17 protein-coding genes are annotated in these 20,029 nt (G+C 64.8%); 9 read left to right on the top strand and 8 right to left on the bottom strand.

What is annotated here, in order from left to right; all coding sequences use genetic code 11:
- Positions 1-284 precede the first annotated feature (284 nt).
- Positions 285-863, bottom strand: coding sequence for a hypothetical protein (locus ACFY10_RS15265; protein WP_390665588.1), 579 nt, complete (start codon positions 861-863; stop codon positions 285-287).
- 428 nt (positions 864-1,291) lie between these two features.
- On the opposite strand from ACFY10_RS15265, the gene ACFY10_RS15270 reads away from it, so the two are divergent.
- Positions 1,292-1,837, top strand: coding sequence for a hypothetical protein (locus tag ACFY10_RS15270; protein ID WP_390665589.1), 546 nt, complete (start codon positions 1,292-1,294; stop codon positions 1,835-1,837).
- Between the two features lie 167 nt (positions 1,838-2,004).
- Here the strand turns inward: ACFY10_RS15270 and ACFY10_RS15275 are convergent, their stop codons facing one another.
- The gene (locus ACFY10_RS15275; RefSeq protein WP_390665590.1) at positions 2,005-2,331 is read right to left on the bottom strand and encodes a hypothetical protein; all 327 of its coding nucleotides are present in this window, start codon (positions 2,329-2,331) and stop codon (positions 2,005-2,007) included.
- Between the two features lie 650 nt (positions 2,332-2,981).
- Between ACFY10_RS15275 and ACFY10_RS15280 the strand changes: the two genes are divergently transcribed.
- From ACFY10_RS15280 to ACFY10_RS15290, 3 genes are all read left to right on the top strand, one after another.
- A complete protein-coding gene (locus ACFY10_RS15280; protein WP_390665591.1) occupies positions 2,982-4,412 on the top strand; it encodes a hypothetical protein in 1,431 nt (476 codons plus the stop codon).
- A gap of 573 nt (positions 4,413-4,985) precedes the next feature.
- Complete coding sequence (locus ACFY10_RS15285; protein WP_390665592.1) at positions 4,986-5,999, top strand: YDG/SRA domain-containing protein; 1,014 nt, start codon at positions 4,986-4,988, stop codon at positions 5,997-5,999.
- A 183-nt stretch (positions 6,000-6,182) separates the two neighbouring features.
- Positions 6,183-7,235 (top strand): DUF262 domain-containing protein, encoded by a 1,053-nt coding sequence (locus ACFY10_RS15290; RefSeq protein WP_390665593.1) that lies wholly within the window; start codon positions 6,183-6,185, stop codon positions 7,233-7,235.
- A 903-nt stretch (positions 7,236-8,138) separates the two neighbouring features.
- Here the strand turns inward: ACFY10_RS15290 and ACFY10_RS15295 are convergent.
- From ACFY10_RS15295 to ACFY10_RS15310, 4 genes are all read right to left on the bottom strand, one after another.
- On the bottom strand, positions 8,139-8,759 hold the full coding sequence (locus ACFY10_RS15295) for a hypothetical protein (protein ID WP_390665594.1): 621 nt from the start codon (positions 8,757-8,759) through the stop codon (positions 8,139-8,141).
- Between the two features lie 335 nt (positions 8,760-9,094).
- Positions 9,095-10,567: a phosphotransferase gene (locus ACFY10_RS15300; protein WP_390665595.1), complete on the bottom strand. Its 1,473-nt coding sequence runs from the start codon at positions 10,565-10,567 to the stop codon at positions 9,095-9,097.
- Between the two features lie 347 nt (positions 10,568-10,914).
- A complete protein-coding gene (locus tag ACFY10_RS15305) occupies positions 10,915-11,760 on the bottom strand; it encodes an SDR family oxidoreductase (protein ID WP_390665596.1) in 846 nt (281 codons plus the stop codon).
- Between the two features lie 101 nt (positions 11,761-11,861).
- Positions 11,862-12,521 carry an SDR family NAD(P)-dependent oxidoreductase gene (locus ACFY10_RS15310; protein ID WP_390665597.1) on the bottom strand — a complete coding sequence of 220 codons (660 nt, stop codon included), beginning with the start codon at positions 12,519-12,521 and terminating at the stop codon, positions 11,862-11,864.
- 289 nt (positions 12,522-12,810) lie between these two features.
- Here ACFY10_RS15310 and ACFY10_RS15315 point away from each other — a divergent pair, with 289 nt between their 5' ends.
- Positions 12,811-13,692 carry a helix-turn-helix transcriptional regulator gene (locus ACFY10_RS15315; protein ID WP_390665598.1) on the top strand — a complete coding sequence of 294 codons (882 nt, stop codon included), beginning with the start codon at positions 12,811-12,813 and terminating at the stop codon, positions 13,690-13,692.
- Between the two features lie 62 nt (positions 13,693-13,754).
- Here the strand turns inward: ACFY10_RS15315 and ACFY10_RS15320 are convergent, their stop codons facing one another.
- Entirely contained in the window at positions 13,755-14,771 is a 1,017-nt protein-coding gene (locus tag ACFY10_RS15320; RefSeq protein ID WP_390665599.1) for a Ku protein, read from the bottom strand.
- A gap of 62 nt (positions 14,772-14,833) precedes the next feature.
- Between ACFY10_RS15320 and ligD the strand changes: the two genes are divergently transcribed.
- The 3 genes from ligD to ACFY10_RS15335 all read left to right on the top strand — a co-directional run bounded on the left by ligD (position 14,834) and on the right by ACFY10_RS15335 (position 18,554).
- The gene (gene ligD, locus ACFY10_RS15325; RefSeq protein WP_390665600.1) at positions 14,834-15,715 is read left to right on the top strand and encodes a non-homologous end-joining DNA ligase; all 882 of its coding nucleotides are present in this window, start codon (positions 14,834-14,836) and stop codon (positions 15,713-15,715) included.
- A gap of 102 nt (positions 15,716-15,817) precedes the next feature.
- Positions 15,818-17,119 (top strand): vanadium-dependent haloperoxidase, encoded by a 1,302-nt coding sequence (locus ACFY10_RS15330; RefSeq protein ID WP_390665601.1) that lies wholly within the window; start codon positions 15,818-15,820, stop codon positions 17,117-17,119.
- 214 nt (positions 17,120-17,333) lie between these two features.
- A complete protein-coding gene (locus tag ACFY10_RS15335; RefSeq protein ID WP_390665602.1) occupies positions 17,334-18,554 on the top strand; it encodes a vanadium-dependent haloperoxidase in 1,221 nt (406 codons plus the stop codon).
- 27 nt (positions 18,555-18,581) lie between these two features.
- Here ACFY10_RS15335 and ACFY10_RS15340 read toward each other — a convergent pair whose 3' ends face one another.
- Positions 18,582-19,385 (bottom strand): nuclease-related domain-containing protein, encoded by an 804-nt coding sequence (locus ACFY10_RS15340; RefSeq protein WP_390665603.1) that lies wholly within the window; start codon positions 19,383-19,385, stop codon positions 18,582-18,584.
- A gap of 99 nt (positions 19,386-19,484) precedes the next feature.
- On the opposite strand from ACFY10_RS15340, the gene ACFY10_RS15345 reads away from it, so the two are divergent.
- Complete coding sequence (locus ACFY10_RS15345) at positions 19,485-19,991, top strand: dual specificity protein phosphatase family protein (protein WP_390665604.1); 507 nt, start codon at positions 19,485-19,487, stop codon at positions 19,989-19,991.
- Positions 19,992-20,029: the final 38 nt, after the last annotated feature.

Consider the following 20,029-nt stretch of genomic DNA (forward strand, 5'->3'; position numbering starts at 1 on the left):
ACGGTCAGCGTCCCCATGGGGAGTCGTGACCACAGTGGTGGGGAATTGGCTGACGCCGATCATGCAGATCGTGGGGAATTGTTTGACCGTCGACATCTGGGCCGTGCGAGGTCACCCGACGCCGACCGACAACGACAGAAGCCCACGGCATCTGAACTGGTCAGAGCCGTGGGCTTCCTCAGCCTCACTGGTCGGCGAGGCCTGTGTTCAGTAGACCGGCTACTGATCGCCCGCGACGGCACTTGACATTGAGACTCCGCCAACCGCGATGCCAAGATCTGGGTTCACGAGGCGAGGAGGGCCGCAACCTGGGCTATGAGCCCGACAGCAACGAGGAACCAACCGAGCACCTGTTCGCGTAGGCCTTCGAGGGCATCACGCTTCGCCTGTTCATCGAGCGCCGAGATCTGCGCTCCAAGGTCCGCAGCAACTTGTTGATCTCTCTTATCTCGGACCTGCTCCTCCTGCCTCAGCTCATGTTGCACGTCCTGAGCCAACTGGAAGGCGCGGTTCAGCCGACGCTCAACCTCTGCCGTGAAGGCTGCTGGCTCCTGCGTTACGTCTGGCAAGGGCCCGAACTGAACGAACCCACGGAGATTCATCGCTGTCTCCACGGACAGAGCCGTGCCGAGGGTGGCCGTGATGGTTGGAGCGGGCCGTCGAAACGCGCGGCGAACGGCACGGGTAAGACAAGAACGCCAGCGAGTAACCAACGCAACCTCAGTCGCGAGCACACGCCTGAAGAATGGATCGCCAGGGGCAGTGACACTCTTGAACGTTCGGCGAAAGCCGTCGGCAGCATTGAACAGCCCTAGAGCCGAAAACCCAACGCTGATCAAGTTGAACGTCATTTCAGCGGACACGGGATCATCATGATGTTGGGTAGCAGATCAAGTCACGCGGTCAGGGCACCCAGCACACCGGACCCTGCACCGCCCGAGGCTCCCCGAGGCCACCCAACGACGGCCGACAGCGACAGTCGAGTCACAGCCGCCGGCAGTGAAACCCCCAAGTCAGGGCCCGCCGACCTTACCCGTTTTCCCCGGAGGGTAGCGGTCAGGCAAGATGGGGTGTTTTCCCTCCGGGCGAGGTGCGCCGCCCGACATGACAAAGCGGCTACAGACGGACACGCCCCGGCCTAACAGCCCAACGGCGCATCGTGGTTCGACCATCACTACGACTGAGAGCAGCAGTGGATCCTCAAATCCAAGGTGCCTTGCTGGGTGCCGGCGCGACGGCTCTAGGAGGTGCGGTCGCATGGGTAGGGGCCAGAGCGCAAGCGCGGGCAGCGTTGGAAGCCGACCGGATGCAGGTGCGCGGGCAACGGTTCGATGCCCGTTGGCAGATGAGACGTGACGCGTACGCTTCGTTCTTCGGAGCTGTTGAAGAGGTTCGGACTGCAGTTGCTCATGCGCGCGGCGTCCAGGCTGTGCACTTGCAGCACCCTGGGCAGTCTTTCGGCGATAGCCCTGCTGAGGCCCGTATCGCAGTTGCCGAGGCGATGAAGCGGCTGTGGTTCCAGCAGTCCCTGCTGCGCCTCTCTGTGTCATCTCTCGAAAGGATGAGCGCCGACAGCCTCGTCGAGCAGATGAGTGGCCTGGTGCGGTACTTGGATGAGTGGTGGGGTGCTGCACTCAGCGATGAACCGTCAGCGGGCGAATTGGATGAAAGGCTTCGGCATCGGTCTGGCGAGCTGATCGAGGTGATAGATCACGTGATGCAGTCAGCACGAGACTGGTTGGACGCCGCCCCCGATGTCGACCCGCCCAGGCAATCGCCGTGGCGCCGGTTCTGGTCGTGGTACCACGATCGAAGATTGCGCGGCGTCCTTGATTGATACACCCGGCGCGCCACCGGGATGTGCACCTACGAGCGGGCCTCTGTCGAATCCGTGTCGACGTCCGCCCAGATGAGGGCTCAAATGGGAAAGGAACCCCAGGTCAACAGTAGGTTGAGGATCAAGCCGCTAAGCGCCTTCTAAGCGCTTGGCTGCTGCCCCCTGGTCTACTCATCGATTCGGTCATCTGCCACAGCGGCAACGAAAGTTGCGAGATCATCTTCGGATGGTGGCTCCAAACCGAGTCTCGAGTACCGCAGATAGTAGGCGCGCACGTGCTGGCGTAGTGCAGCTTCCTGCGAAGCTGCGGAAGCAAGCTCCAACCGTGGCACCCCCTCCACCCAGGCCAGCCGCAGCGGGCGCCCTCGACCGTCGTAGCCGTAGGCAAAGTCCTCTGGTGACTCAATCTGCTCTTCGCCAAGAGCAACGTCACCTGCCCACCACATGTGGCAATCAGCTGCAAACAGAAGCACCAGGTCGTCCGGCTCACTCAAAGCCTCTCCCCGCTTCGAAGTGCTGAAACGACGCGAACTCGCCCAGCACACCGCCTTCGTCATAGTGCACGCCCTCGATCTGGATCGCAGCGCTACCGCACCAGACTGTCGGCGACATCCTGCACTGCGTCTCACTGTGGGCGGTAGACGAGGACGATCTAACCGTCGTCTCGTACTTCTACAGCACGGGTCCGTGGTCTAAGCGTGCAGCTGCGGGTGGAGCCCCTCCGCCGGAAGGAGTGACAGGTGACGGGGCGAATGTGTGGGATGACAGCCGGCCCGCCTCCCGGAGGCCAATAGATCAGCGAAGTACAGCAACCTCGCCAACACGCTTCCACCGTCGGCGGTCCATACAGCCCTCCTGATCTGCCCGGCAGACCTCAGCAACCCTCGTGCCCGCGGTTCGTATCTAGGGGGCATGGGCTCAGATCCCCTCAGGTCCACGCAGGACAGAGACTTGTTCCCGGCTTGAGAGCGGGCCTCTTCTCACGCATGCGGTAGCCATAGTTGCTTGACTCGACCATTAGGACTCCACCGACCTTCGCTGCGGTCTGCACCTTCATGACCCAGTGCCCCTACCGTGCGCCCCCTTGTCACGCACCTAAGACCATGCTTTAAATGATCAATCGGATCTCATCTGTGGGGGCAGGATGTACTTCAGCGAGCGATTCGGAATCGAATATCTGACCGAATATGACTGGTTCGATCCAATTCTCGAACGAGACACCCTACTTTTTGTTGATCCGTTTCTTATCTTCAGCGACGCCGATGAACATTGGAAGCAGTCCCACGACGAAATCATGGACTACTTCCAGCACGCGTTCAACACGCTCGCTAAAAGCGGCTTACGCAAGCAACATCAGTACTACAAGCGAACTCTCACCCTGATGGAATTCCCCGAGCCAAAGGAATTCCGACTCGGTTTCGCGGGAAAAAGCGCCAACGGGTCCGGGTCTGGACCTGAACTTGCTGCACGCGTAGTAGAGGCTATGCGTGAAGCCATCCAGCGCGGGATGCAAGACATTGAGCATTTCGAAGAATTGGGCATTCTAGTTGAGGGAATCAACAGGGACAGAATATCCGACATCACCTGCAACCTCCTCAAACCTAAGCTGATTAAGTACACTCAGAGTGTATGTCATAGCTTGGGCATACCCATGCAAGAAACCGAAATCCGCCATAGCCGGTTCGACGAAATGCGGCAAAGATGGATGCCTGCTGAGCAACTGGTACCCATGGATCCCGACACGGGCAAGCCCATTCTCCTTGTCCCGAAGAGATTCCTGCGCGAACTGCCGACTTTGTCCTCAAATAACTGGGGCGACTTTCTTGACACGTCACTCAGAGACGACCTGAATTTGCAGATTTCTGGCAGGATGCGAAAGCCCGACATCGTGGCCATCGCCCGCCGGCGTCCGGAGTTCGTCCGTGAGTGGATCCGAATGATGGAGCAGGAAGGGTCCCGACCGTACGACACTGACGTGGACCCCAAACTGTACGTTAAGTGGCAAAAGGTGGCCAAGAATGCCGCCGATGAAGCGCCACTAGCTTACGAAACAGAAATCAAGACCCCCCGAGACCTCCTCGATTTTGCGCACACCGCGATCGCGACCTTCCGACATTGGGTGGAGAACAAAGGCGGATGGCGGGTATTTTGGCGTGATCTGCCAGAAAAGCGCGCCATTCCAGAACCCAACATGCAACTCCTGTTCCTGGGTGTGCTAGACGACTATTGCAAGAGAGCAGGGGTAATTCTCGACCGTGAGGTTGAGACAGGCCGCGGTCCAGTAGACTTCACATTTACTTCGGCAGGAAATCTCCGCATTCTTCTAGAGATGAAGAAGCTGAGCCACGGGGACTTTTGGAACGGCCTAAAGACACAAACCCCGATCTACATGGCAAGCCAGGAGATAGACCATGCAATTTTCCTGACTGTCCGCGACTCAGACACTGCACCAATGCAAAAACGCTGGCGGAGTCTCGAGGAACAAGCACGGCTCGTGAGTCAGGTATGTGGGCGAACAATCGAAGTGTCACGCATCGATATCTTGCCCAAGGAATCGGCTAGCAAGTCGAGTTGATACATCTGTATCTCCTGGCATGGTGCACTATGCTTGTTCCGTGCAAGGAATTGGCCGAATTACCTGCGTGGCAACGCCGCGCACAGCCGCAGACCGCCGTACGCACCTGTGGACCGCCGCCCCGAGCTGCAAGTCGTTATGTCACTGGCGCCATTTAGAGTCAGGTACGGCATAGTTCGATCAAGGCTAGGAGGGGGCGTTGTGCTGCAATCTGCCAACGTGGAGGAGCTCTGTGCAGCTGTCGAGGCGCTGCGAGTGGCTCAATCCACAGGGCTCCCAGCACGGCATCAACCGATCACGTTGTTGTGGGGGCTCGGGCGTGCCGCAGTCGGACAACCACGCTTGGTGCCATGGGCAGACGCGCGTACCGAGTTGCGCCGCCTGCTGCGCAAGTACGGACGCCCAGGCTCGGATCCTTCGCCTGAGTACCCGTTCGTGGCCCTAAGCCGATCCGAACTATGGGAGCTTGACGGTGTGACTGGCGAAGTGGCGCAGGCACGTAGTTCACGACTACGGCCTTGGCTCACCACACAGAACCCGCGCGGTGGCCTACGCGACGAGGTTTACCACCTCATGGCTACGGACCCGGTTGCACGACAGCGAGTGGTTGACGCGCTCTTGCTCCGCTTTTTCGAGGACGATGATCCCTCCGAAATGCTGCAGGACTGCCAACTGACCGATCGAGCCTTCGACGGGTTCGGAACCTTGCCAGGAAGCGACGTAGGCCAGGCCTTTACAGATCGGCGAGCGTTGGCAGCCACCCGCGTTCACCGTCCTCTGCAGGCAGGCATCTGCGGCACCGCGCAGCAGGGCGCAGAATCCATCGTGGTCTCAGGCGGCTACGAGGACGACGAAGACTACGGCGACGTGATCGTCTACACCGGCCAAGGCGGCCGCGACCCCGATACTGGCAGACAGGTACGCGACCAGGAACTCACCCGAGGAAATGCCGCCTTGGTCACCAGCCTGACCACGGGCGCGCCGGTGCGCGTGGTGCGTGGGGCGGGCGGAGAGCCTAAATACTCGCCGACATCCGGGTTGCGGTACGACGGACTGTTCCGCGTCGAGGACTACTGGTCCGAACGCGGACGCGCCGGCTACTTGGTCTGGCGCTACCGGCTGACACAACTTCCCCTGACAGAACCCACACCGCCGCTGGCCATCCCAGCCTCCCGCCAGCCGGAAGGTCAACAGACCCCTGGACGCACCAAAGTAACCACCCAACGCATCGTGCGCAGCACCGCGGTCGCAGACTTCGTCAAGCACGCTCACGACTACACCTGCCAGGTCTGCGACATTCGATTGACCACTCCAACCGGGGCCTACGCTGAAGCCGCTCACATCCAGCCCCTCGGTCGCCCCCACGCCGGCCCCGACATCGCCGCCAACGTCTTGTGTCTGTGTCCCAATCACCACGTGCTCTTCGATCTCGGCATGCTGACCATCGCCGCCGACTTGACCATCACCAGCCTTGCCGGTGGTTCCCATCGAGAGCGACTTCGCGAGGTCCCCACCCACCAGATCGGCCGCGAATACCTCGCTTACCATCTGACGCACCACGCGCAGCCTCCCGCGGCACATTCATGAGACGGGCTGTACATCCCCTCAAGCTTCCGAGCGGGCGCGTTGGCTAGTGCCAAGAGCCGCCGGTCAATCACAAGCGGCACGCGCCAGGGGCACGAATGGATGCTCAGAGCCAGTGAGTTTTCCTCAACTGGCTGCAGCACTTGCCACGTAACTGTAAGTTATGAACTAAGAGAGAGGGATCAGATGGCTACGGACAGTATTCTCGAACAGTTTCGCATTCACGACTTCTTGGACTGGCATGACTCGGGAGCTCTCATCCTCAACCCTACATTTCAGCGCAGGGAAGTGTGGCGCCCCGAGGCCAAGATCTACCTGATCGACTCCATCTTGCGAAGCATGCCCATTCCAAAGGTCTATATCCGCACCATCGTAGACCCTCGAACCCGAAAGAGCCGTCGGGAAGTAGTCGATGGTCAACAGCGGCTTCGCGCTATCATTCAGTTCGCTAACGACGAAATCACACTCACCCGACGAAGTAAAGAATTCGCTGGACTCAAGTATTCAACTCTCCCTGAAGACGTACAGCGCGATTTCCTCGACTACCCGATCGCTGTTGATACGCTCCAGAACGCTAGCGATAGCGACGTGCTGGAAGTCTTCGCACGGCTCAATAGCTATACGGTTTCGTTGAACCCCGCAGAGAAGCGTCACGCCAGGTTCCAGAGCGCGTTCAAATGGGCCGTGCACGATGCCGCACGCGACTGGAGGATTCTTTGGGAAGATCTAGAGATCGTGACAGGTCGGGACAGGTTGCGTATGGGAGACGACAACCTTATGGCGGAGATGTTCTCGGTGATCATGAAAGGCGTGACCGACGGCGGATCCGCCGCAATTGACCGACTGTACGCAGAGATGGATGAGGGATTTGAGCAAGAAGAACAAGTACGAGCCACTCTTGACTCAACCCTGAACTTCATGGTTTCGAACTTCTCGCCGATCATCCGGGAGACCTCCCTCAAGAGGTCCCCTCAGTTCCTGATGTTGTTCGCAGCTTTTTGTCATGCACTGAAGGGCATCCCGCAAGGTGACCTCTTGGAAATCCCAGCCAAAAAACAAGGAGTTAAACGAACGGCGGAGGTGAGGGATTCACTCGCAAGGCTAGCAGCCGCCTTGGAAGCGAACGAACCAAAGGGTGAACACGCCGATTTCGTACTTGCGAGCCGGGGGTCGACCCAGCGCATTGCGACTCGACGAGTTCGGTTCGGCGAGTACTTTCGCGCCGTTTCCAAAGGGTAGCCCACCTAATGAAGGACTTGCTCCGAATCGCACAAAGATTCACCAAGAGGGCATCCGCCTTAGACGTAGCCGTTGAATCGACGCTAACGACGCAAATAGACCCACTGCACGCTATGGCTGTTCAGCGGATTTCAACGATCAATTTGTATGCCGGATGGGAGGAGTTCACCCATCGCCTCCTCCTGTCGAGTTCCTACGCCAAGCCATACACCGCATCTGGAATCCGGCTTATACGAGCGACAGCTGTAACCTGCCCTAAAGACTTCGAAGACGAGGTAAAACGCACGTTCAATAGAAACGTTAATGCCCCGTGGTCTCCGTCATGGGGTCGCATTCAACATGTCCGGCGAATCCTCAATCACGTACAGCCGCAGAATTCTGGAACCGTACTGGCGGCACTGTCGTCTGCCACCTCTCCGGCAGACGACCTTAGGCTAGCTCGAAATTTCTTTGGACACGTCAACCCAGACACAGCACGCCAAGTACAACGACTTCTGGTCTTCCAAGGAAGCGGTTCGTTGGAGGCTTGGATTTGCCAGAGAAACCCTCAAGGAAATACCAGATTCACCGAGTGGGTTGCCGCCATGCAAGACATGGCATATGCAGCCGTTCAATGAAAACGAGGCAGTGATGGTGCCGCCAGTCCGTGGACTATGCGTGGACGGCATCCATTCCATACGACGTCTATGGGCCTCCGACCAGCAAGTTTCCAGCGGAGGGAAGGGGCCTCCGGAGCCGTGTGCGCAGGTTCGAATCCTGCCGGGGGCACTCGCCAGTCAGCCAGCATGAACCAAGCTCTGACCTAGGCGGATGCCGACATGAGGGAGCGGGAGTCAGTCTCACTGACTCCCGCTCTTTCTCGTTGTCTCTCAGTGTTCGCGACACACCTCCGACACGCCTCGGCTACGAAGCCTGATCACAGTGTTCTGCTGGCCGCGTCGAACCACCGCTCAGTCGATACCCGTCAAGGCCGCCCCCCGTGACGACATCAAAGTCAACTCCCGAACGACCTGGAGCCGCGTCGCGAAGTGCATCCAAGCCCGTTTCGCGGCGCTTCCAGTTGGCCCCAGAAGCGTCTTGGAACGTCATGGCGGGGATTTCCACCAAGCGGACGCTGTCAGGCACGTAGTCGAGCGACTGTTGCCAAGTCTTGGCCATAACGACTTCCGTCAGGTCAAGACGTGTACACGGTGGAACCACGTCGAACTCGTAGCCAACCGTGCTGCCCTTCCGTGGCTGGTGTGGAGCGTTGCCTTCCCCTGGAACCTTGATCCAGGAGGATTGATAGCGGAGATAGACGGTGAGGGAGTAGACCGGATCCAGGGAGCGGTTATTGATGATCAAATCAGCTTCGCCCTTACTGCTGTACTCCCACCAGTAGGAAATCTGCGCGGCCTGTTGGCGCCGTTCGCGAGCTGAATCCGCCGCCTGCTGCTGCCGTTGATCCTGTGCAGCCTGGGCCCCTAGCACGGTGACAATCCCGCTGAATATCAGACCCACCGCTGCGGCAAGCGCGGAGATCATGGTGCCCCAGGAGGAAAGCCAAGCCGCTTTCCGCTCGGGAGCACCACCATCCGCCCTACCAGGAACCGAAGCATCGCCGTCAGGGGCCCCGTCGCCTGTATCGTCTGTGCCGCCATCTGGGTTCCCGTTGGTGCCACTTGCGGCGCTATCTGCGTCCCCATCCGGCGTCTCATCGCCAGGTCCGCGCCGTGCGCTGCCTCCGGCATCGTCTGGGCCGCGACCGTCCGAACGGCCATCAGCGGCCCCGTCTGGAGAATCCCCCGATGTCATGAGGCCAAAATAGCCATCGCGCGGTGGTCGGGGATGCTAAATCTGGCCCCACCGCACCCAATGGCTCACGCCGAATCCCCTTCCTCCTCCAGTGCCTTCGTGATCTTTGCGTTGGCCGCCTCTTCGTGTCCGTCGATGCAGCCGTGGTATCGCCGATGGATGACCTCGGGAGAGTTGCCGACCCGGCGAGCCACCTCAGCGATCGGCACTCCGGCGTTCAGCCAACGCGTGATGCACGCGTGCCTCAGGTCGTAAGGACGCCCGGCGAGCGGCGAAGCGACCCGCTCGGGCGGTAGCCCGTACTCCCGCGCTTCCTCCCACACCCGCCAGTAGGTGGATGAGCCGACCACTCCCCCACGTTCGTTCCCGAACACGCGCCCTTCCCTGGCCGTCCCGAACTCCTTCAGGTGTGCTTGGAGGATGGAGACCAGGACGGGCGGGATCGGCACAGGCCGGTCGGTGGATGCCTCCCGCGCCTTCAAGCCCCGGCGGTCGTGTCGTTCCCCGGAGTCAGTCCACTGCTTGCCGGAGACGGGGCGTGTCTCCCGCAGCGTCAGCGCGCCCCAACCCGAGTCGGGCAGGTGGCAGTCCGACAGTCGTAGCCCGACCGCCTCAGCGGGCCGAAGCCCCGCGTAGTAAAGCACCGCGTAGAAGGCCACCAAGCGCCGCCCACGGCAGCGATCCCACGACCCCACGTAGGAAACGGCGGTGAGCAACTGCCGCGCCTGTACGGCGTTCACCAGGACGCGGCGGTCCACCACGTCGTTTGAGCCGACGTGCTTCCGGCGGGTGCGCTGAAACGGGTTCTCCGGGAGCTCCCCGGCGACCACAGCGTGTTCGAGGGCGGTGTTCAGAGCGCGACGGCGCCGCTTGTAGGTGTCGCTAACAATGTAGCTAGTCACTAGAACGGGCCCCATTCGTCTCGGCCCTCCCCGGTGCGAAGTGACCGCACCCGCCGGGCGAATTCGGCGGCAGCCCTGTCGTTCGTCGCGACCTGGTGACCGAGCCAGGCAACCATCATCAGTTTCACGCAGGTCCGCAAGGGTCTCGTACCCAGGCCAGTTCATCAGGTCGAAGCCGTACCGGTGCACGAACTCCGAGTATTCCGCCCTTGTGTGCCAGCCGTACCTTTCATAGAACATCGCTGTCTGGACCAGGTCCCACTCGCGTGGCGCGAGAGCGAAGCCGTCCAGGTCGATGACCACCGCGTGCCCGTCCCGATGACGAAGGATGTTCCCGATGCCGGCATCCCCGTGGATCATGCCGAAGGGGAGAACGAAGTCCAGCCGGTCGTAGTCCTTGCCGAGGCTCGCCGCTCGCTCCTCCAGGAACTTCCGGTCCTCCCCCGAGATGCCGTCCAGCCCCTCTAGGGACGCCGCCACCTTGGCCAGCGGGTCGAAGAACGGCAGGCGCAGGGATTCCGGCTCTTCGAGCCAATGCAAGCGGCGTAGAAGATCGGCGAGTTCGCGTACCGTTCCGTACTCCTCGTACTCCTCGTACTCCTCGTGCTCCTGAACGCTCTCCCAGAAGGTGACCACCGGCCGCCGACGACGAGCGGTTGGGCGACCGCCGCCGGCACACGTATGGCCGGGAAGTCCTGCGTCTCAAGGCACCGGGTCACGTTCACGGCCCGTTCCATGTCGGCGGCACCGATGGGTCACGCGCGATGCGGACGATGATCGGTAACGATGCCAGGCGATAGGCCGCGTTCGAGCCGAGCCGCAGCAACTCGGCGCCGCGGGAGTCGAGTTCGGCCGTCGTGCATGCCTCCCGAAATGGTCCCGAATAACCCCACTTCCCGCATCGGGAGGGGGCTACCTTCGCTTTCAGCGGTCATCGGGCGGGCCAGGCCCGCCCGATGCGTGGCTCTGTCACTGGCCGGCACTCAGGCGTTGACGTCGTCGTATGCCAGGTCGCTGCCCAGTACGCGGGATGCCTGGGCCTGTGCCAGGAGCTCCCTGGCCTTGGCCTCGACGCCTTCGATGGCGTCGGCTCCGGCGACGAAGCGCTGCAGAGGTTTTTCCTGGTCGGCGATGGTCAGCAGGGCGCGGGCGAGCTTGGCCGGGTCGCCGGTCTGCCGGCCGTTCATGCTCTTCCAGGCCGCGATGGTGGCCGTGGTGCGCTCGGCATAGTCGTCGATGGTCGGCTCGGGCCAGGTGGTGGAGGCGTCCACGAGCAGCTCGGTGCGGAAAAAGCCGGGTTCCACGACCGTGGTGTGGATGTTGTACGGCTCGACGTCGTAGTGCAGCGACTCCATCCACCCCTCGACGCCGAACTTGGAGGCGGCGTAGGCGACGCAGAACTCCTGACCGATCAGACCGGCGGAGGAGGAGAGCGTGATGATGTGGCCGGCGCGCTGCTTGCGCAGGATGGGTAGGACGGCGCGGGTGACGTTCATGGGTCCGAAGAGGTTGGTCTCGATCTGCTGGCGCATCTGCGCGGGGGTGATCTCCTCGAAGTAACCGGCGAAGAAATTCCCGGCGTTGTTGATGAGGACGTCGATGCGGCCGAAGCGGTCGACGGCGGCTTGCGCGGCGGCCTCGGCGTCCTCCGGGCTGGTGACGTCCAGCTTGGTGACCAGCAGGTTGTCCTGGGGTCCGCCGAGGGTCTTCTCGACCTGATCGGGGCGGCGGCCGGTGGCGACGACCTGGTGGCCGGCGGCGAGGGCCGCGCGGACGATGTCCGTGCCCAGACCGCGGCCGGCACCGGTGACGAGAATGACCTTGTTCATGGGTGCTTCCTTTCAGGTGCCGTGATCGGGCACCCGGTGTTGTGCGGTGATGCTGCGTGGCGTCGCGGCGGGTGGGCGAGCCGTGGGTGAGGGGAGACTGTTCAGGCTTGGTCGGTGGGCATGATCCACAGTTCGCCGATGGAGGCGTGGCGGGGCCGGGTGACCATGTACACGACGCCGTCGGCGATGTCGTCGGGGGTGAGAATCTCGGTCTGCTCGTAGAAGGTGCCGATCGCTTCGCGGACCTCGGGCTTGTGGTCGTTGTGCGAGCCGAGTTCGGTGTCCACACCGCCCGGTTCGAGGACGCCGACGCGGACGTGGCGCTGGGTGACCTCTTGGCGCAGGGACTCGGTGAAGCCGTTCACGCCGAACTTGGTGAGGTTGTAGACGCCGTAGCCGTTCCAGGCGACGCGGCCTGCGATGGAGCTGATGTTGATGATGTCGGCGACTCGGCGCGGCCCGTCCTCGGCGGCCTTGAGCAGGTGCGGGAGGGCGGCGCGGGTGGTGTAGAGCAGGCCCTGCACGTTGACGGCGATCATCCGCTCCCACTCCTCGGCGTCCGCGCCGACGACCGGGCCCAGGAGCATCAGGCCGGCGTTGTTGACGAGGGTGTCCAGTCGTCCGAAGTGCTCGACGGACTGCTGTACGGCGGCTTCGGCCCGGGCGCGGTCGGTGATGTCCGCTTCCACCGCCAGGGCTGTGCCGCCCGCCTGCTCGATCTCGGTGGCGAGGTTGTCCAGCCGGTCCTTGCGGCGGGCCACGAGCGTTACCGAGGCGCCGTGCTCGGCCAGCCGACGGGCGGTGGCGGCGCCCGATACCGCTGCTCGCGCCGGTGACGAGAGCGACGGTACCGGTCAGATTCGATGCGGTCGGGGGAGCCATGGGGGTGTCCTGTTCTGTGGCCGGGGTTCGTGGTGCGGTGGGCCCGTAATCCAGGCAAACACCTGCCGACCCCGCCTGGGACGCCGTAAAGGGCACCCTTCCACCGGGGGTCCCGCAGTACCCCTTTCCGGGCAGCCGACGGCCCGGGAGCGGCCGTACGGTGGATTCATGGACCGCAGCACCGAGATCCGCGAGTTCCTGCGCACCCGCCGGGCCCGGGTCACCCCTGAACAGGCCGGCCTCGCCCCGCACGCGGGCGCTCGCCGGGTTCCGGGGCTGCGTCGCGAGGAAGTCGCTCAGCTCGCCGGTGTCAGCGTCGACTACTACGTCCGTCTGGAGCGGGGCCGCGTCCAGGGCGTCTCCCACGCCGTTCTGGAGGCTGTGGCCCGCGCCCTGCAACTGGACGACACCGAACGCGCGCACCTCTTCGATCTCGCCCGGCCCAGCGAGACCCGGGTCCGCCGCAGGCAACCGCTGAGCCCGCAGCGGGTGCGACCGGTCCTGTACCGGGCGCTGGACTCACTCGGCACTCCCGCGATCGTCCTGGGACGACGTATGGATGTCCTGGCGGCCAACCGGCTCGGCTACGCCCTCTTCACGGACTTCCAAGCCCGGCCTCACCGTGAACGCAACTTCGCCCGCTACGTCTTCCTCGACGAGACCGCCCGCGCCCTGTACGCCGACTACTGGGAGACGGCCGCCGGAGACTGCGTGGCCACGCTGCACCTGTACGCCGGACGTCACCCCGACGACCCCCAACTCACCGAGCTGATAGGTGAGTTGTCCGTGCAGAGCGATGTCTTCCGCCGGATGTGGGCCGACCATGACGTCCTCGCCCACGCCACCGGCACCAAACGCCTCCACCACCCGCTGGTCGGCGAACTGACCCTCGACTACGTCGTGTTGGCCGTCGAGGGCGACCCTGACCAGAACCTCACCATCCTTACCCCCGAACCCGCCTCACCCTCCGCACAAGCCCTCGACATTCTCGCCAGCTGGACCCACACGTCCGGTGGGCAGGTGAGCGAGGGGATCACGCAGAAAGGCTGAGCCAGAGCGCCGGCCAGCCATCGCCAGGTCATCTTGCCGTTGGTGGGCCGGCCCGTCGCGTATCAGGCCGTGCGTTTGCGGGATGTCGTTTTCTTTGCGGTGGTTTTTTTCGCCGTCGTCTTCTTCGCCGTCTGCGTCGACTTCGCCGTCGACTTCTTTGCTGATGCCGACGCCGTTGTCTTCTTCGCCGTCGTCTTCTTGGTCGTGGACGTCGACTTCTTTCCGGCCGCCTGCTTCGGTGCCGTCCGAGCCGACTTCCGGGCCGGCAGCTGCCTGACCTCTGCCGGCTCCTCGCCGCGCGATTCCTTGGCGGCCTTCACGCTCTTCTCCAGTGCCGCCATGAGGTCGAGGACCTTGCCGCCGCCGGCCGGTTCCGGGGCTTCCCGTGGTGTCTCGCCGGCTGCCTTTGCCGCTACGACCTCCTCGAGCGCTTCGCGGTACTCGTCGTGGAGTTCGTCGAGATCGATGCCGCCCAGGGTGTCCATCAAGGCGTCCGCGAGGTCGAGTTCCTTGTCGTTGATGTTGACTTGCGTGTCGGGGGCCACGCCCTCGGGGGCACGGACCTCGTCCGGCCACAGGAGGCCGTGCATGGCTATGGCGTCCTCCACCACGCGCAGCATGCCCAGCCGTTCCCGGCCGCGCAGCGCGTACTTGGCGATCGCCACCTTGTTGCTGCGTTTGAGGGCCTCGCGGAGCAGGACGTACGGCTTGGCGGCCGGGGCGCCTCCTGCAGCCAGGTAGTACGAGGCGTCCATCTGGAGGGGGTCGATGCTGTCCGCCGGGACGAAGGCCACGATCTCGATCGTCTTCGCCGTGGGGAGCGGCAGGTGGGCCAGGTCCTCGTCGGTGATCGGGATGATCGTGCCGTCCGCGTCCTCGTAGCCCTTGCCGATCTCCGCCCCGCTCACCTCCTTGTCCTCCAGTTCGCAGACCTTGCGGTAGCGGATGCGGCCGCCGTCCTCCAGGTGGATCTGGCGGAAGGAGATCGAGTGGCTCTCGGTGGCGTTCACCAGCTTGATCGGGATGCTGACCAGGCCGAACGAGATGGCACCGTTCCATATGGATCGCACGTGCAGCACCCTTTCGGTCGGTTTATACCGTTCACGCCGTTCCATTGGAGTTTGCGTGAGATTCTCATCGTATGACGCCGATGACAGAGGTGGAGGGGAGACGGCTCGCGCTCAGCAACCTGGAGAAGGTGCTGTATCCCGCCACCGGGTTCACCAAGGGCGAGGTGCTGCATTACTACGCCACCACCGCCGACCACCTCCTCCCCCACCTCCGCGATCGGCCCGTTTCCTTTCTGCGGTATCCCGACGGGCCGGACGGGCAGGTGTTCTTCACCAAGAACGTCCCGCCGGGTACGCCCGATTGGGTCAGCACGGCAGAGGTGCCACGGGTGGAAGGGCCCGCGCGGATGGTGCTCGTGCAGGATCTGGCCAGCCTCATGTGGGCCGCCAATCTCGTCACCGAGTTCCACACTCCCCAGTGGGTCATCGAGGATCCCGGCGTCGCCGATCGGATCGTCTTCGATCTCGACCCAGGCACCCCCGCAACCATCGCCGACTGCTGTCAAGTCGCTCTCTGGCTGCGCGAGCGGCTCGCCGCCGACGGCATCGACGCCTTCGCCAAGACCTCCGGGTCCAAGGGGCTGCACCTTCTCGCCGCCGTCCGCCCCACCCCCTCCGACCAGGTCAGCGACTACGCCAAACAGCTCGCCGTGGAAGCCGAGCGGGCCATGCCCCGCCTCGTCCTGCACCGCATGACCCGGAGTCTGCGGCCCGGGAAGGTGTTCGTCGACTGGAGTCAGAACGCCTCCCGGAAGACCACCGCCACGCCCTACACCCTCCGTGCCCGGCCTCGGCCCACCGTCTCCGCGCCCGTCACCTGGAGCGAGGTCGAGGAGTGCGCGGCGCCCGCGCAGCTCACCTTCCAGGCACCCGACATCGCGCCCCGCCTCCAGGACTACGGCGATCTGCTCGCCCCGCTGCTCGACCCCGCCGGTGCCGCCCCGCTGCCCTGAGCCCACGGCCCGCAGATATCACCGCAAACCGCTCCAACGGGTGCATCGCGCACGCCCTTCAGGGGGCACGAACAAAGGGGCACTTCAACACCAAGGAGCAGCATGGAAGTACGACCACCCTCCCGAACCCGTGGCACCCGTCGTACCGTCCTCGTCGGCCTCGCCTCCCTCGCCCTCAGCGCCCTCCCCTGGGCATCCGGAGCAGCCACCGCGAACCGGACCCCGAGGCCGGCCCCGAGTGCCTCGGTCATCACCGACTGGAACAAGACCGCCGTCGACGTCATCGCCGGTGACGCCCAGCGCCCGTCCGCCGAGCCCTTCCTCTGGTACGGCTTCGTCCATGCCGCCGTGTACAACGCGGTCGTAGGGATCGAGGGGCGGTACGCCGAGTACAAGTGGGATGTACGGGGACCCCGTCGTGCCTCCTCCGAAGCAGCCGCCGCGGCCGCCGCCCACCGGGTCCTGCTCACCTACTTCCCGGCCTCCCAGGCCCGCATCGACGCCGCCTACACCGCCTCCCTCGCCAAGATCCCCGACGGGCGCGCCGAGCACGAAGGCGTCGCCTTCGGCGAGAAGGCCGCCGCCCGGATCATCCGGCTCCGCGAGCATGACGGGCGTGACGCCCAGGTGGCCTTCGACCCGGCTCCCGCCCCCGGCGTCTGGCGCCCCGCCCCGCCCAGCTACAGCCCTGCCGTCGACCCGTGGCTCGGCAAGGTGCGGCCCATGACCTTCGACTCTCCGGACAAGTTCATGCCAGGGCCACCGCCCACGCTGACCTCGAAGAGGTATGCCCGGGATCTGGCCGAGACGAAGGCGGTGGGCGGGAAGAACAGCACGGCACGGACCCCGTACGGCACCGAGACCGCGCTCTTCTTCTCCGATCCGCTGCCTCAGCAGCTGCAGGCCGGCTACCGCGACTACACGACACGGCACGGGCTGGACATCGTCGAGGCCGCCCGGTTCTTCGCGGCCCTCAACACCGCCGCCGCCGACGCGACGATCACCACCTGGAACGCCAAGTTCACCTACGCCTTCTGGCGGCCGATCCATGCCATCCGGCTCGCCGACACCGACGGCAACCCCGCCACCGTGGCCGACCCCTCCTGGGAGCCGCTGCTGCGCACGCCGCCGTACCCGGAGTACATCGGCGGGCACTGCGCCAACGACGGCGCCGTCATGGCCGTACTGGACGGGCTGACCGGCGGCCGCATCGACCTGCGGCTGTATTCGGCCGTCACGGGCACCACCCGTACGTACACCCGGTCCGCCGACTACAACCGTGACGTGATCGACGCCCGGATCTGGAGCGGGATCCACTTCCGCACCGCCGACGTCGTGGGGAACCGGATCGGGCGCCACATCGGCCACTGGGCGCTCGACCACTACTTCCAGCCCTTGCGCTAGCCGCCGTATCGCGTTCAGCGGACTGGCCAATCTGGGGAATCCCCCAGTCCGCCCCGGTCGTGGGTGCACTCTTGGCTCCAACAAAACCAGCCAAGGGGGGCACCCCGTGACAAAGAAACCGACAAAGGATCTACTTGGATCATTAGCAACACCGCGTTCCCGCACCGTCCGCCGCGGCCTCGTCGTCGGACTGACGGTTCTCACCCTGGGCGCCGTGCCCTGGGCATCCTCGTCAGCCACCTCCGCCCCAGCCGCCAAGCCGGCCCCGGGCGCCGGTGTGATCAACGACTGGAGCGAGACCGCCGTTGCCGTCGTCCAGACGGACGCCAAGCGACCGGGGGCCGAGCAGGCCCTCTGGTACGGCTTCACGGGCGCCGCCGTCTACAACGCGGTGGTCGGGATCGAGGGGCGGTATGCCGAGTACGAGTGGCATGTGAGCGGGCCGCGCCACGCCTCCTCCGAAGCGGCCGCCGCTGCCGCCGCCCACCGCATCCTGCTGACGTACTTCCCGGGCTCCCAGGCCCGCGTCGACGCCGCCTTCGCCGCCTCCCTCGCCAAGATCCCGGACGGGAAGGCGGAGGACGAGGGGGTCGCCTTCGGGGAGCGGGCGGCCGCGCGGATCGTCCGGCTCCGTGAGAACGACGGACGCGGTGCCCCGATCACGTTCGACAAGCCGCCCGCACCCGGCGTCTGGCGGCCCACCCCGCCCGCCAACGCGCCCATGGTCGACCCCTGGCTCGCGAAGGTGCGGCCGATGCTGCTCGACTCACCGGATCAGTTCCGGCCCGGTCCCCCGCCGAAGCTGACCTCGAAGACCTACACCAAGGACTTCAACGAGGTGAAGGCGATGGGCGCGAGGAGCGGATCGTCCCGGACCGACGCGCAGACCGACACCGCGCGCTTCTTCAGCGATGTGCTGCCGGTGCAGTTCCAGGCCGCACTGCGCAGTTACACCCAGCGGCACGGGCTGGACATCGTCGAGGCCGCCCGGCTGTCCGCCGCCACCTGGACCGCGACCGCCGACGCCCAGATCACCGCCTGGAACACCAAGCTGACGTACGGCCAGTGGCGGCCGATCACCGCCATCCAGCTGGCCGACACCGACGGCAACCCGGCCACCACGCCGGATCCGTCGTGGCTGCCGCTCATCGACACGCCCGCCTATCCGGACTACATGAGCGGTCACTGCACCTTCGACGGCGCCGCCATGGCGGTCCTGTCCGGCCTGACCGGCGGGGACATCGACCTGCGTGTCTCGTCGGCCGTCACGGGCACCACGCGTACGTACGCCAGTGCGCGCGACTACAACCAGGACGTGATCAACGCCCGGGTCTGGGACGGCATCCACTTCCGGACCAGTGACATCGTGGCCGACCACGTCGGCACCCACATCGGTGCCTTCGCGCTCGGCCACTACTTCGAACCGCTCAAGTAACCGGTCGAGCAATCGGTCAAACAGGGCTCACACCCGCGTCCACGTCCCCCGGTCCCGTGCCATCGCGTGCAGCGCCTCCACGTCGGCCGGTTTGAGGACGCCGCCGAGGCGGGCCAGGCCCTCGAGGTCCGTGTCCTTCAGGACGCGGACCTCGCGGAGCGGGGCCGGGATCGCCACCTCCGCGGGCTCCGCAAGGGCCAGGACCGGGTGGACCTCGGCCGTCAGCGCGTACGACGCCCGGTCGGCGTCGGCGCGGACGCGGCGCAGCAGGGGGTGGGGTTCGCGGCGGCCCAGGGTGACCATGGGGTCGGCGACCGTCACCTTCTGCTTACGGGCGTACAGCGTGTGCACGGCGAACAGGCCGCCCGGGCCGATCGCCAGGTGGTGGATGCGGTCGCCGCCGGGCAGCGGGACCGAGTGCAGGGCGTGCCAGCCCGCGCCGTCGAGGCGGTCCAGGGCCTCGCCGACCGCCTGTTCCGCCGCCAGCGCCCTGCGGCGCGGGTCCGGACGCAGGCGGTGCGGCGGGCCGGGTTCCCGGTCCAGGGCGACCAGCAGCGCCTCGCCGGGGCGGTTGGGCGCCAGGTCGTCGTCCGGGTGCAGGGAGAGCCGGGCCAGCTCGGCCGGGGTCGGGACCGGCGGCGGGCCGACGGTCACCGGGCCGGTGAGGAAGGGGCCCAGCGCCTGGAGGACGCCCTCCCGCTCGTCCTCGCTGAGCAGGTTGATCCTGGCGGCCTCCCTGTCGTACCAGGCGATGTTCCGCCCGTCCGTGAGGCATACGTAGAGCCGCTCCTGGCCGTGCCGCCAGGACGGTACGACACGCAGTCCGGTCATGCTCATCACCCCTTGACCATGGGAACAGGCGGGGTGCTCCCCGGGCAAGAACCCGGCTACCTTTGAGAGCAGTTGGGAGGGGGACTTGGGGAGGCGTGTTTGCGTACCCGCAGGAAGCAGCCCGACGTACCGGCTCCGGACAGTCCATGGAGCGAGATAGTGCCCGGACTGTGGATGGGCGGGCACGAGTTCAGGGGTCACACCGGGCAACTGGAGTTCGCTGTCGTGCGGGACGAGTTCGATCTCGTACAGACCCTGCTGAGACTGCCGGGACACGGGCCCGACCCCGGCGTGGAGCACCATGTGTGGGCGATACCCGACGGGCCGCTGGACGGCACACAGCTCGCGGGCGTGATGCGCCTGGCGCAGGCTGCGGGCGAGGCACTGGACGAGGGCCGCGAGGTCCTCGTCCGCTGTTACCACGGGTACAACCGTTCGGGGCTGGTCATTGCGCACGCCCTGGTCCGCCGGGGGCACTCCACCGAGGAGGCGATACGGCTGATACGGTCCCGTCGCTCGCCCTGGGCGCTGCACAACGAACTGTTCGTGGACTATCTGCGGGCGGGGCTGTCCACGGCCCGGCTGCTGGAGGAGCTGGCCGAGTAGCGAGGTAATCGTTTCGCCGGACGAATAGGGTGTACCGG

The organism is Streptomyces sp. NPDC001401, assembly GCF_042895385.1.
Taxonomy (GTDB): Bacteria; Actinomycetota; Actinomycetes; order Streptomycetales; family Streptomycetaceae; genus Streptomyces.

What these genes read in the sequence shown, in the direction of transcription:
- ACFY10_RS15280 (WP_390665591.1), top strand. Translation starts at nt 2,982, where the DNA reads ATGTACTTCAGCGAGCGATTCGGAATCGAATATCTGACCGAATATGAC.
- ACFY10_RS15285 (WP_390665592.1), top strand. Translation starts at nt 4,986, where the DNA reads ATGGCTACGGACCCGGTTGCACGACAGCGAGTGGTTGACGCGCTCTTG.
- ACFY10_RS15290 (WP_390665593.1), top strand. Translation starts at nt 6,183, where the DNA reads ATGGCTACGGACAGTATTCTCGAACAGTTTCGCATTCACGACTTCTTG.
- ACFY10_RS15295 (WP_390665594.1), bottom strand. Translation starts at nt 8,759, where the DNA reads ATGATCTCCGCGCTTGCCGCAGCGGTGGGTCTGATATTCAGCGGGATT.
- ACFY10_RS15305 (WP_390665596.1), bottom strand. Translation starts at nt 11,760, where the DNA reads ATGAACAAGGTCATTCTCGTCACCGGTGCCGGCCGCGGTCTGGGCACG.
- ACFY10_RS15315 (WP_390665598.1), top strand. Translation starts at nt 12,811, where the DNA reads ATGGACCGCAGCACCGAGATCCGCGAGTTCCTGCGCACCCGCCGGGCC.
- ligD (WP_390665600.1), top strand. Translation starts at nt 14,834, where the DNA reads ATGACGCCGATGACAGAGGTGGAGGGGAGACGGCTCGCGCTCAGCAAC.
- ACFY10_RS15330 (WP_390665601.1), top strand. Translation starts at nt 15,818, where the DNA reads ATGGAAGTACGACCACCCTCCCGAACCCGTGGCACCCGTCGTACCGTC.
- ACFY10_RS15340 (WP_390665603.1), bottom strand. Translation starts at nt 19,385, where the DNA reads ATGACCGGACTGCGTGTCGTACCGTCCTGGCGGCACGGCCAGGAGCGG.